The organism is Xanthomonas translucens pv. undulosa (genome assembly GCF_017301775.1).
GTDB lineage: Bacteria > Pseudomonadota > Gammaproteobacteria > Xanthomonadales > Xanthomonadaceae > Xanthomonas_A > Xanthomonas_A translucens.
Map to the genome: position 1 here is coordinate 1,268,137 of NZ_CP063993.1, position 12,413 is coordinate 1,280,549.

Consider the following 12,413-nt stretch of genomic DNA (forward strand, 5'->3'; position numbering starts at 1 on the left):
CACGCGGCATTTCTGAATAGGCGTCACATTAAGGGTAATGGGGGCGGAGAACGTCACCGCGCACAGCGCATCGCCGAGGACGCCTGACTCGGAGGCCGGCGCGGCGCATCCCCGCCCCCACCATCCGAGCCGCCTCCTTCATGAAAAAGCCTCCCCTCCTTCGCAGGCCCGCCCTGCTCGCGCTGGCGCTGAGCGCCGCCCTCGCTGCGCCGCCCGCTCTGGCCCAGTCCACCACCGGCGCCGTCGCCGGCAAGGCGCCGGCCAATGCGCAACGCGTGCAGGTGCGCAGCGCCAGCGGCCTCAGCCGCGAAGTCGCGGTCGATGCGCGCGGCCGCTACAGCATCGGCCAGCTGCCGCTGGGGACCTACACCATCGTCGCCAAGGGCGCCGACGACGCCGTGCTCGGCAGCCGCGAGGGCGTGGGCCTGACCGTCGGCGCGGTCACCGACGTCTCCTTCGTCCCTGTCGCCAGCCTGGCCGGCGTCCAGGTCAGCGCCGACCGCGCCGCCGCCGCGATCGACGTGGGCAGCGTCGACTCGCGCACAGTGATCGATGCCGAACAGTTGCAACGCCTGCCGCTGGGACGCTCGGCCGAGGCCATCGCGCAATTGGCGCCTGGCGTCGCCGGCAACAGCGGCAGCGGCAGCTACATCGGCCCGACCGGCGCGCAGTTGCTCAGCTTCGGCGGCGCATCGGCGGCGGAGAACGCGTACTACATCAACGGCTTCAACACCACCGACCCGCTGCGCGGGCTGGGCGGGCTGACCCTGCCCTACCGGCAGCATCGACCAGTTGCAGGTCTACACCGGCGGCTACAGCGCCAAGTACGGGCGTTCCGACGGCGGCGTGATCAACGCGGTCGGCAAGCGCGGCAGCAACGCATGGCATTTCGGCGGCCAGGCGACCTGGGAACCCGATGGCCTGCGCTCCTCGCAGAAGGACGTCTACGCGCCTGGCGACGGCAGCCTGTACCGGCCGGACAGCAAGAGCGGTTCCACGCTCAGCACCCAGAGCCTGTACGCGGGCGGCCCGCTGATCCAGGACAAGCTGTTCTTCTTCGGTTCCTACGAACTGCAGCGCCAGGATGGCGGCAGGTTCTACGGTGCGCGCGAAACCACCCCAGGTGAGTATTATTCCGACTATCGCTATCGCCGGCCAAGCTGGTATGCCAAGTTCGACTGGAACATCAGCGACAACCAGCTGCTGGAGATCACCGGCGCCTCCAGCCGCTACATCACCCGCGGCAAGTACTACAACTACAGCGGCCACGACATCGGCGACCTGCGCGGCAGCGCCGACACCAGCAAGACCGGCGGCGACCTGTGGACCGCCAAGTACACCGGCTACCTCACCGACCGCCTGACCTTCAGCGCCCAGTACGGCAAGCAGCGCAGCGACGACTACACCGGCAACCCCAACTACAACGGTGCGCTGACCTACCTCGGCGGCACCTCGTTCCAGAACCCGGCCTACACCGGCGGCACCCCGATCACCAACGCGCAGACCACCTCGCTGCTGGTCGATCCCGACCGCGGCAACCACACCGACAACCTGCGGCTGGACCTGAACTACGTCATCGGCGAGCACAGCATCACCGTCGGCATCGACAACCAGAACGCGCGCGCTCAACCACGGCTCGGTGGCCTCGGGTGATGGCTACCAATGGATCTACGACCAGTCCAACCCAGGCATACCGATCAACACCGGCCTCGGCGTGCCGGCCACCGGCGGCTATGCCAACGGCGAGGACGGCTATTACGTGCGCCGGTACGTCTACAGCGCCCTGGCCTCGGTGCGCGCGGTGCAGCGTGCGCAGTACGTCGAGGACAACTGGCAGGTCAGCGACCGCTTCCTGCTCAGCCTCGGCCTGCGCCCGGACCAGTTCACCAACTACAACCGCGACGGCGACGCCTACATCAAGCAGAGCAGCGGGCAGTGGGCGCCGCGCCTGGATTTCAGCTGGGACGTCGACGGCGATGCGCGCTTCAAGGTCTACGGCAACGCCGGCCGCTACTACCTGGCGCTGCCGCTCAACCCTGCGTTCAATGCCGCCGGCGCGACGCTGGCGACCTCGACCTACTACACCTATGGCGGCATCGACGGCAACGGCTACCCGACCGGCCTGACCCAGATCTCCGGTGCGGTCTCGGCCAACAACTACTAAGGCATCCTGCCCGATGCCAGGACCGTGGCCGCGCAAGGCATCAAGCCCTCGTTCCAGGACGAGTTCATCCTCGGCTTCAGCAAGGCCTGGGGCGACAGCTGGGTTTACGGCGTCAAGGGCACCTACCGCCTGCTGCGCAGCGGCGTGGACGACTACTGCGACAGCGGCACGGTGTTCGCCGCGGCGGCGGCGCACGGGCAGACGGTGACCCTGGACAGCAATCCGGTCAGCTGCTGGCTGATCAACCCGGGCAAGACCAACACCTTCACCCTGGTGGACACCTCGGGCAACTACGCCAGCGTGCCGCTGAGCAACGCCCAGTTCGGCTTTCCCGAGTTCAAGCGCAATTACTACGGCCTCAACCTGTCGCTGGAGCACCCGTTCGACCAGCGCTGGTACGGGCGCCTCGACTACATGTGGTCGCGCAGCTACGGCACCACCGAAGGCCAGCTGCTGTCGGGCATCGGCCAGACCGCGGTGTCCACCACCCAGGCCTGGGACTACGCGCAGCTGATGGAACACACCAACGGCCCGCAGAGCAACGACCACACCCACCAGTTCAAGTTCTATGGCTATTACCAGCTCACCCCCGACTGGCTGGTGTCGGCCAATCTCAAGCTGGTGTCCGGCACCCCGTTCAGCGCGCTGGGGGCCTACGGCGCCGACCACAGCGACCCGTCCGGCTACGGCATCGCCTACCACTACGACCATGGCCAAGCGGCGCCTCCGGGGAGCCAGGGCCGCCTGCCGTGGCTGAAGCAGCTCGATCTCGGGGTGTCGTGGCGGCCGGCCTACGCCGAGCACAGGCTGGCCTTCAACCTGGACGTATTCAACGTCTTCAACGGCCAGACCACGCTGTGGAAGTATCCGTATGCGGAAACCGACCCGGGCGTGAGCGATCCCGTCTATGGCGCGGCGTTGTTGCGCCAGGCGCCGCGCTCGCTGCGCTTGAGCGTCAGCTACGACTACTGAGCGCAGTCGCGGTGTGTGCGGCGCCGGCCGGAGAAGCCCGGCCTGCCCGGATTATCGTGCGGCGCGCTGCGCCTGCTGTTCGGCCAGGGTCAGCGCGACGTTGTCGCGCAGGTAGGCCGGCTCGGCGCGTTCCGGCGCGATCGCTTCGCCGCGCGCATAGGCGGCCAGCGCCAGGGTCAGCACGTCGGCGGCATGCGGCAGGGCCTGCGCATCGACGCTGTGCAACTGCGCGTGCAGGCGCCGCTGCAGCGTCGCCTCGATGGCGGCGAAGCCGGTGCCGACGCCGTACCAGGGCGCATCCGTCTGCGGCAGCACGAACGCGTCCGGGATCAGCACCTGCTCGGGGGTCAGCGCATGCAGGCCATCGGCATCGCGCACGAAGGCCGCCGCATAGATTTCGCCCATGCGTGCATCGATCGCGGCCAGCACCTGCGGCGCGTCGGCCGGCGCGCGCAAGGCCAGCGCCTGCAGCGTGGACACCGGCAACACCGGCAGGTCCAGCGCCAGCGCGATGCCCTGCGCCAGCGCGATCGCCAGGCGCACGCCGGTGAACGCGCCGGGGCCGCGGCCGAAGGCGATCGCATCGAGCTGGCGGCGGGCGATGCCGGCCTCGGCCAGCAACTGCTCGGCCCACGGCAGCGCCAGCTCGGCATGGCGGCGCGGCGCGAGCTCGAACCGCTCGCGTACCTCGCCATCGACATGTACGGCGACGGAGAGAGCTTCTGTGGAGGTTTCGAAGGCGAGAATGTTCATGGAAAATCGGGACTCGGGACTCGGGACTCGGGACCCGGAAAGGCGAAAAGCCTAGCATCCTTCGCCTCATCAGCACCCGGACGAGCGTACATCCGGAGGCTCCCGGACCGAAGGCCGTGGCGGCGAGCGAACATCAGTGCGCTCCGGCTTCTTCGAGTCCCGAGTCCCCAGTCCCGAGTCCCGACGCAAAAAACGCCCGCACATCCTCCACATCGCGCGTCCGCGCGAACGGCGGCAGCGACTCCAGGAAGGTGCGGCCGTAGGATTTGGACAGTAGCCGCGGATCGCACAGCACCAGCACGCCGCGGTCGGTCTCGCTGCGGATCAGCCGGCCCACGCCCTGCTTCAGTGCGATCACCGCCTGCGGCAGCTGTTCGTCGCGGAACGGGTTGCCGCCGTCACGGCGGATCGCGTCCAGCCGCGCCTCGAACACCGGATCGTCCGGCGCGGCGAACGGCAGCTTGTCGATCACCACCACGCTCAGCGCATCGCCGACCACGTCCACGCCTTCGCGGAAGCTGGCCGAGCCGAGCAGCACGCCGTTGCCGGACTCGCGGAAGCGCTGCAGCAAGCGCGCGCGCGGCGCCTCGCCCTGCACGAACAGCGGCCACGGCCCGTCGCGCAGCGCCTCGGCGGCTTCGCGCAGCGCGCGGTGCGAGGCGAACAGCAGGAACGCGCGACCCTGCGAGGCCTGCAGCACCGGATGCAGCGCGGCGATCAAGGCGGTGCCGAAGCCGCGGGCGTTCGGGTCCGGCAGGGTCGGCAGATAACACAGCGCCTGCCGCGCCCAGTCGAACGGACTGGGCTGCAGCAGGGTCATCGGATCGCTCAGGCCCAGGCGCGTGGCGATGTGCTCGAAGTCGCCCTTCACCGCCAGCGTCGCCGAGGTGAACACCCAGGCCGCGTGCGACGTTTCGCGGTGCAGGCGCAGCGGGCCGGACACGTCCAGCGGGGTGCGCTGGCAGCGGAAACCGCGCGCGCTCAGTTCGTACCACAGCACATCGTTGGAGGGCGGCGCCGGCTCGGCGTCGAAATCGGCGATCGGCGCGTCGTCGCCGAGCCAGTGGCCCAGGCGTGCGCGCATCTCCTGCGCGCGCGCCGCGCACGCGTCGAAACCGGGCGAGGCCTCGCGCAGCGCCGCCAGACTGTCTTGCAGGCGCGCCAGTTCCACCTGCAGCGCATCGAAGCCGTCGCGCACCTGCGGCTTGGCCAGCAGCCGCCATTGCGTGCCGCGGGTGGGCAAGCCTTCCATCGCCGCGCGCAGTTCGCGCAAAGCCTGCTCCAACGCCTGCACCGGCGCCTGCAGGCTGGCCAGCGCGCCGGCGACGTGGCGGCTCTCGGCCAGGCAGTCGCGCGCCAGCTCCTGCAGCGGGCGCATGCCGAAACTTTCGCCGAAGAAGTTCGCCGCCAGTTCCGGCAGTTGGTGCGCCTCGTCGATGACGAAGACCTGCGCGCCGGGCAGGATCTCGCCGAAGCCTTCCTGCTTCAGCGCCAGGTCGGCCAACAGCAGGTGATGGTTGACCACCACCACGTCGGCGGCCTGCGCGCGTTGCCGCGCCTGCACCACGAAGCACTCGCCCCAGAACGGGCATTCGGTACCCAGGCAGTTGTCCATGGTCGAGGTGACCATCGGCAGCAGCGGCGAATCGTCGGGCAGCGCGTCCAGCTCGGCGATGTCGCCGAAGCGGGTGCGCCCGCCCCAGGCGACGATGCGCTGGAACTGCGCGATCTGCTCGCGCGCGGTGAAGCGCGGCTCGCCCTTGGCCTGCTCCAGCCGGTACTTGCACAGATAGTTGGCCCGCCCCTTCAGCAGTGCGCTGTTGAGGCCCACGCCCAGCGCCGCGCGCACCCGCGGCAAGTCGCGGTGGTAGAGCTGGTCCTGCAGCGCGCGGGTGCCGGTGGAGACGATGGTCTTCAATCCGGACAGCAAGGCCGGCACCAGATACGCATAGGTCTTGCCGGTGCCGGTGCCGGCCTCGGCGAGCAGCACGTCGCGCTGCTCGAACGCTTCGGCGATGGCCGCGGTCAGCCGCAGCTGCGCCGCCCGCGGCACGAATGCATCGAGCTGGCGGGCGAGCGCACCGCCTTCGCTGAGCGCTTCGGTGCTGGCGTGGGCGAGGGACATTTCGGGACTCGGGACTGGGGACTCGGGACCCGGAACAGCGGCTGGCCGGGATCCGATGATGTATCAGCGATCAGCCGGCGGAACGCGCCATTGCCATGGCAATGAATCAACCAGCCCTGCGCTCTTCCGAGTCCCGGGTCCCGGGTCCCGATCACCACCTCAATAGCGCTTGATCCCCGCCACCGTACAACCCTCGATATGCGCCTGCGCGGACGCCGCGTTCTCCTTCTGCCCGCGCGCCAGCCGCGCTTGCTCGATGGTGGCCCAGTGGCGCCGGCACAGCGGGCCGGTCTGCGAGCCCAGGTCGATGGCCCGCTTCGCGAAGGCTTCGGCGCCCGCGTCGTCCTTCAGCAGCAAGGCGAGTTCGGCGCGGTCCTGCAGCAGCGCCGGGTCTTGCGGCACCAGTTGCAGGGCCTGGTCCAGCGCCGCCGCCGCGCCGGCCAGGTCGCCGGCCGTGCGCTTGCGCTTGGCGCTGTCGCGCAGGTCCTCGACCTGCGGATCGCGCAAGGGCTGCACGCTCAGTTCGGTGTCGTCGGCGCCGCCGCTGGCGTCGATCGCGGCCAGCCGCTGCGCCGGGGTGGTGGTGTCCACCGGCGGCGGCGGCGGCGGGGGCGGCGGGGCGCTGACGCAGGAGGCCAGCAGCAGGCTGAGCGCGGCGATGGCGACGGCGGGGGTGTATCGGGTCATGGCAGGCATCCGTGGATCATTGCGCCGGAGGAGTGGACGCCGCGTCGGCGGGCGGCGTTTCTTTCTTCTTGTCCAGGCCGAACCAGCTGCGCCAGCCGCCGCCATGGCGTTCCTCGCCGTCGGCGGGGGCGGGCGGCGCCTGCCCTTCTTCGGGCAGCGCCTGCGGCGGCGCGCATGGCGCAAACGCCGGGGCGAAGCCGACCACGAACGGGAACTGGCGCGCGCCGGGGCAGCTGGGATCGGTGCTGTTGCTGCCGGCCGGGTCCATCCATTGCCAGTCGATGCCCTTGCCCTGCACCTTCAGCGGCGAACTCGGCAGCCGCGCGAAGATGCCCGACCACACCCGCATCGCGCCGGTGGCGCCGTACAGGCCGGTCTGCTTGTTCTGGTCGTTGCCGATCCAGATCACCGCCAGATGATCGCCGGTATAGCCGGCGTACCAGCTGTCCACGCCATCGTTGCTGGTGCCGGTCTTGCCGGCCGGGGACAGCTTGCCCAGGCCGTCGCCGAGCAGTTGCCGCGCAGTGCCGTTGCTGACCACCTGCTGCAGCGCCAGCCCGACCAGGTTGGCCGCGACCGAATCGCCTTCCTGCGCCGGCGCCGGGGCCTTGTCGTAGCGCTTGAGCAGCTTGCCCTGCGGATCGAGCACGCCGCGCACCGCGTGCAGCGGCTGGATCTCGCCGCCGGAGGCCAGGAACTGGTACAGCTGGGTCATCGCGTACGGGCTCTGGTCGGTCGCGCCCAGGATCAGCGACGGATTGTTCTCGGCCTCGAGCCCGGCCAGCACCTTGATCAGCTGCGCCACCCGCTCCGGCCCGACCTGCATGCCGATCCGCACCGTGGCCTGGTTGTACGAATGCGCCAGCGCATCGACCAGGCGCACCATGCCATGGCTGCGGTTGTCGGAATTGCCCGGGGTCCAGCGCTTGCCGCGGCTGAGCTGCACCGTCACCGGCGAATCGTCGACCCAACTGGCCAGCGAGTAATGGTCCGGCTGCGCCAGCGCCAGCAGGTACACGAACGGCTTGAGCAACGAGCCGACCTGGCGCTGCGCCTCGATCGCGCGGTTGAAGCCGGGCTGCGCCACGTCGCGGCTGCCGACCACCGCCAGCACGTCGCCGTTGTGGGTATCGGTCAGCACCAGCCCGGCCTGCAGCGGCGGGCGCTTCTTGTTGGTCTCCAGCGCAGTGAGGGTGCGGGTCACCGCGCCTTCGGCATAGGCCTGCGCCGACGGCGACATGCCGGTCATCACGCTCAATCCGGCGCCCTGCAGCGCGCTTTCCGGGTAGTCGCGCGCCAGCTGGCGGCGCACCAGATCCACATACGCCGGGAAGCGGTTGGCCGCGACCAGGCCCGGATTGGCAGGCACCCCCAACGGCGCGGCCAGCGCCTTGCGGTAGGTAGGTTCGTCGATCAGCTCGCTTTCGCGCAGCTTGCCGAGCACGAAGTTGCGCCGGTCCAGCGCGCGCTCGGGGAAGCGCCGCGGGTCGTAGTAGGACGGACCCTTGACCAGGCCGATCAGCAACGCCACCTGTTCCGGCGGCAGCGAATCCAGCTCGCGCCCGAACCAGAACTCCGCGCCCGAGGCCACGCCGTGGATCGCCTGGCTGCCGCGCTGACCCAGGTAGACCTGGTTCAGATAGGCCTCGAGGATGGTGCGCTTGTCGTAGCGCGCTTCCATGATCAGCGCGTACAGGATTTCGTTGAACTTGCGGGTGAGCGTCTGCTCCTTGCCGATGCCGAGCAGGCCGCTGCGCGCCAGCTGCTGGGTCAGGGTGCTGGCGCCCTGCCGGCTCTTGCCGCCGGAGCGCACCATCACCCACGCCGCGCGCACCATGCCGCTGAGATCGACGCCGTGGTGATAGTTGAAGTCGCGGTCTTCCACCGCCTGCAGGCCGGTCACCAGCAGTTCGGGCACTTCGTCCACCCGCACCAGCCGCCGCTCTTCCTGCTTCTGCCCGTACAAGGTGGCGATACGCGCCGGATCCAGGCGCGCGGCGCTGAGCGACTTGCGCGTCTGCGCATCGCGCAGCGCCGCCACGCGGCCGCCGGACAGGCTCACTTCCACGCGCCTGGGCACCACCCGGCCATCCACGTCGTTATAGCCACGGCTGGCGATGACGAAGCGGTTGCCGTCCTGCTGATAGGTGCCGGGACGCTGCGCCCCGGCATCCTCGCGGTAGCTGGCCGCGTCCAGTTCGGCCTTCAGCGTCTGCACGTCCATCGCCGTGTCCGGTGCCAGCCCCAGCGGGCGGGCGTAGACCCGGGTCGGAATCTGCCAGCGCAGTTCGCCGAAGCGCTGCGTCACCTGTTTGTTCAGATAGACCGTGTACGGGATCAGGAAGCCCAGGCCTAGCGCGGTGGCCGCCAGGCCCCAGGTAAGCAGGCGCCGGCGCCAGGGCGAGGCGCCGCTGTCGAGATCGTCGGTGATCTGATCGTCGGTGTCTTTGTCGTCGTAGCGTCGTGGCACGGGGATGCGAGAATGTAAATTCCGGCGAGTCTAGCGCAGGCCAGCAGGCAGCGCGGCGCGGGGGTCCCTTTGTTTAAGCTGGAGTTGCAACGGATGTCGATGTCCTGGGCGAACCTGCGCTACGCCCTGAACCGTTTTGCCGGCCTGCTGCGGCGCGGCCTGGCCAGCCTGCGTGCGCGCGGCTGGCGCAGCACCTGGCAGCGGCTGCGGGTGCATGCGCTGCCGCTGCCGCCGCCGCGGCGCACGCTGTTCGCGGTCGCGCCGCAACCGTTCGCAGCCTTCGCGGTGCCGGCCAGCGACGCGCCGCTGGCGAGCATCGTGATCCCGGTCTACAACCACGTTGCGCACACCCTCGCCTGCCTGCGCGCGTTGGCCGCGCACCCGCCGGCGGCGGCCTGCGAGATCCTGGTGATTGACGACGGCAGCAGCGACGAGACCGTGCAGTGGCTGCCGCAGATCCAGGGCCTGCACTACCACGTGCGCAGCCACAACGGCGGCTTCATCGCCAGCTGCAACGACGGCGCGGCGCACGCGCGCGGCCGCTACGTGGTGTTCCTCAACAACGACACGGTGCCGCAACCGGGCTGGCTGGATGCGCTGCTGGACACCTTCATGCAGGTGCCGCAGGCCGGGCTGGTCACCGCGCAACTGCTGTACCCGGACGGGCGCTTGCAGGAAGCCGGCGGCGTGGTCTTCGCCGACGGCAGCGCCTGGAGCTACGGCCGCTTCGAATCGCCGGACGATCCGCGCTACGCCTACCTGCGCGACATCGACTACGGCGCCGGCGCGGCGCTGGCGATCGAGCGCGAACGCTTCCTGGCGCTGGGCGGCTTCGACACGCGCTACATGCCGGCCTACTACGAAGACACCGACCTGGCCTTCGCTGTACGCCAGGCCGGACTGCGCACCCTGCTGCAGCCGGCGAGCCAGGTGGTGCACGACGAAGGCACCAGCAACGGCACCGATACCGACAGCGGGATCAAGGCTTATCAGGTGCGCAACCGCGGCGTGTTCGCGGCCAAATGGGCCGACGTGCTGGCGCAGCAACTGCCGCCGGGGACCACGCCGACCCCGGCGCAGCTGCACCGGCAGCAGCGCCAGGTGCTGATCCTCGACGAGACCCTGCCGCAGCCGGACCGCGACTCGGCCTCGCTGCGCCAGCTCAACCTGATCCGCCTGCTGCTGCAGGAAGGCGCGCACGTGGTGTTCGTACCCAGTGGCCGCGAATACGCCAGCCGCCACAGCGAGGCGCTGCAGCGGCTCGGTGTGGAGGTGTGGTATGCGCCGTACCTGAAGAGCGTGAGCGGGTTCCTGCAACAGCACAGCGCGCGCTTCCACGCGGTGCTGCTGGTGCGCCACCACGTCGCCCACGCCTGCCTGCCGCTGTTGCGCCGGTTCGCGCCGCAGGCGCGGCGGCTGTTCGATACCGTGGACCTGCACTACCTGCGCGAGCGCCGCGGCGCCGAGCTGGCCGGCGACGCGCGGCTGCTGCGTGAAGCCGAGCGCACCCGCGCGCGCGAGCTGGAGGTGATGGCGCAGGTCGATGTCACCGTGCTGGTCAGCGGGGTCGAGCGCGCGCAATTGCAGCGCGAGGCGCCGCAGGTGCGCACCGCGCTGATCTCCAACCTGCACGAAGTGGCCGGACCGGGCCTGCCGTGGGCGCAGCGCCGCGACCTGGTATTCGTCGGCGGCTTCCGCCATGCGCCCAACGTGGACGCGGTGCGCTGGTTCCTGCAGGAGGTGTTCCCGCCGCTGCGCGCGCTGCTGCCGGAGCTGCGTTTCCACTGCATCGGCGCCGACATGCCCGACGACATCCGCCGTCTCGGCGCCGCCACGCCCGGGGTGGCATTGCTCGGCTACGTGCCGGACATCACCGCCTACATGGACGAGATCCGCATCGCAGTGGCGCCGCTGCGCTTCGGCGCCGGGGTCAAGGGCAAGGTCAACCTGAGCATGGCGCACGGGCAACCGGTGGTGGCCACGCCGTGCGCGGTGGAAGGCATGCACCTGCGTCACGGCGAGGACGTGCTGATCGCCGAGACCGCGCCGCAGTTCGTCGCCGCGCTGGCGCAGCTGTACACCGACGAGGCGCTGTGGAACACGCTGGCCGGCAACGGCCTGCGCAACATCGCCACGCACTTCTCGCTGGACGCAGCGCGCGCCACGGTGCGGCAGGTGTTCCTGGACTAGCAAGAAGTGCTGCGCTCCGTTGGCGCCCGGCAGCTTCGGACAGAAGTGGCGCTGGCTGGCGTCGGGCCATCGACGCGATGCGTTACCGGTAAAGCGTCGCGGCTGAAGCCGCTCCTACACCGCCTGCGGATCGCCTGCTGGTTGCACTGTAGGAGCGGCTTCAGCCGCGACAACCTCCGAAGCCGGAAGGCCCGCCGCTGCGCTCGTCGCGACTGAAGTCGCTCCCACAGGGGCGCCACCGCCGGCGGGGAGCGACGAGGCATCTTGTGGGAGGGACTTCAGTCCCGACTGCATGCCAGTTCGGAACATTCACCACTCCGCTCGTCGCGGCTGAAGCCGCTCCTACAGAGGAGCATCACGCTGCCGCTGCGCGCTCCTAGGCCTGCGAACGCGGCGTGGGCGGCTTGGCGGCGTCGCTGAGATCGGCGATCTTCCACAAGTAGAAGCTGGCATAGCTGCGATACGGACCCCAACGCTCGCCATGCTCGGCCAGCGACTGCGGCGCGGGCATCTGCTGCAGCTGGTCCACCCGCTGGGCGCCTTTGCGCACGCCCAGGTCGTCCACCGGCAGCAGGTCGGGGCGGCCCAGGCGGAACAGCAGCATCATCTCCACCGTCCAGCGGCCGATGCCGCGGACCGGCAGCAGCGCCTGCACGATCGCCTCGTCGTCCATGAAGGCAAGCTTGCGTAACGAGGGAATCTCGCCGGCCGCCTCGCGCCGCGCCAGATCGCGCAGCGCCAGCGCCTTGTTGGCGGACACGCCGCAGGCGCGCAGGCCAGGATCGTCGATCCGCGCCAGCGTGTCGGCATGCAGCCGGATGCTGCCGATCGCCGCCTCGACACGGCCGACGATGGTCGCCGCGGCCTTGCCGCTGAGTTGCTGGAACAGGATCGCGCGCGCCAGCGCATCGACCGGATCGAACGGCCTGGCCCAGCCCGGTTGCGGCGCGATCGGGCCGATCCGGCGCATCCACGCGCCGAGCTTGCGGTCGCGCCGGCTCAGGTGGTCGTAGGCGGCCTGGGTGTCGAATCCGCGCGCGTAACGGGGCATC

Annotated in this window: 6 protein-coding genes and 1 pseudogene; 2 read left to right on the plus strand and 5 right to left on the minus strand. The window is 70.1% G+C overall.

Annotated elements, in window-relative coordinates; genetic code table 11:
• Positions 1–140 precede the first annotated feature (140 nt).
• Positions 141–3,136, plus strand: a pseudogene (locus ISN38_RS05245) (TonB-dependent receptor).
• Positions 3,137–3,187: 51 nt separating this feature from the next.
• Here the strand turns inward: ISN38_RS05245 and tsaB are convergent.
• The 4 genes from tsaB to mrcB form a co-directional block, all read right to left on the minus strand.
• Entirely contained in the window at positions 3,188–3,889 is a 702-nt protein-coding gene (gene tsaB, locus ISN38_RS05250) for a tRNA (adenosine(37)-N6)-threonylcarbamoyltransferase complex dimerization subunit type 1 TsaB (protein ID WP_003465632.1), read from the minus strand.
• Positions 3,890–4,022: 133 nt separating this feature from the next.
• Positions 4,023–6,014, minus strand: coding sequence for a DNA repair helicase YoaA (gene yoaA / locus ISN38_RS05255; protein WP_003465630.1), 1,992 nt, complete (start codon positions 6,012–6,014; stop codon positions 4,023–4,025).
• A 159-nt stretch (positions 6,015–6,173) separates the two neighbouring features.
• Entirely contained in the window at positions 6,174–6,701 is a 528-nt protein-coding gene (locus ISN38_RS05260) for a hypothetical protein (protein ID WP_206709905.1), read from the minus strand.
• Between the two features lie 16 nt (positions 6,702–6,717).
• Entirely contained in the window at positions 6,718–9,171 is a 2,454-nt protein-coding gene (gene mrcB / locus ISN38_RS05265) for a penicillin-binding protein 1B (protein ID WP_206712095.1), read from the minus strand.
• A 93-nt stretch (positions 9,172–9,264) separates the two neighbouring features.
• Here mrcB and ISN38_RS05270 point away from each other — a divergent pair, with 93 nt between their 5' ends.
• Positions 9,265–11,361: a glycosyltransferase gene (locus ISN38_RS05270; protein ID WP_058361676.1), complete on the plus strand. Its 2,097-nt coding sequence runs from the start codon at positions 9,265–9,267 to the stop codon at positions 11,359–11,361.
• Positions 11,362–11,737: 376 nt separating this feature from the next.
• Here ISN38_RS05270 and ISN38_RS05275 read toward each other — a convergent pair whose 3' ends face one another.
• Positions 11,738–12,412, minus strand: coding sequence for a DNA-3-methyladenine glycosylase family protein (locus ISN38_RS05275; RefSeq protein ID WP_003465623.1), 675 nt, complete (start codon positions 12,410–12,412; stop codon positions 11,738–11,740).
• Position 12,413: the final 1 nt, after the last annotated feature.

What these genes read in the sequence shown, in the direction of transcription:
- tsaB (WP_003465632.1), bottom strand. Translation starts at nt 3,889, where the DNA reads ATGAACATTCTCGCCTTCGAAACCTCCACAGAAGCTCTCTCCGTCGCC.
- yoaA (WP_003465630.1), bottom strand. Translation starts at nt 6,014, where the DNA reads ATGTCCCTCGCCCACGCCAGCACCGAAGCGCTCAGCGAAGGCGGTGCG.
- ISN38_RS05260 (WP_206709905.1), bottom strand. Translation starts at nt 6,701, where the DNA reads ATGACCCGATACACCCCCGCCGTCGCCATCGCCGCGCTCAGCCTGCTG.
- ISN38_RS05270 (WP_058361676.1), top strand. Translation starts at nt 9,265, where the DNA reads ATGTCGATGTCCTGGGCGAACCTGCGCTACGCCCTGAACCGTTTTGCC.
- ISN38_RS05275 (WP_003465623.1), bottom strand. Translation starts at nt 12,412, where the DNA reads ATGCCCCGTTACGCGCGCGGATTCGACACCCAGGCCGCCTACGACCAC.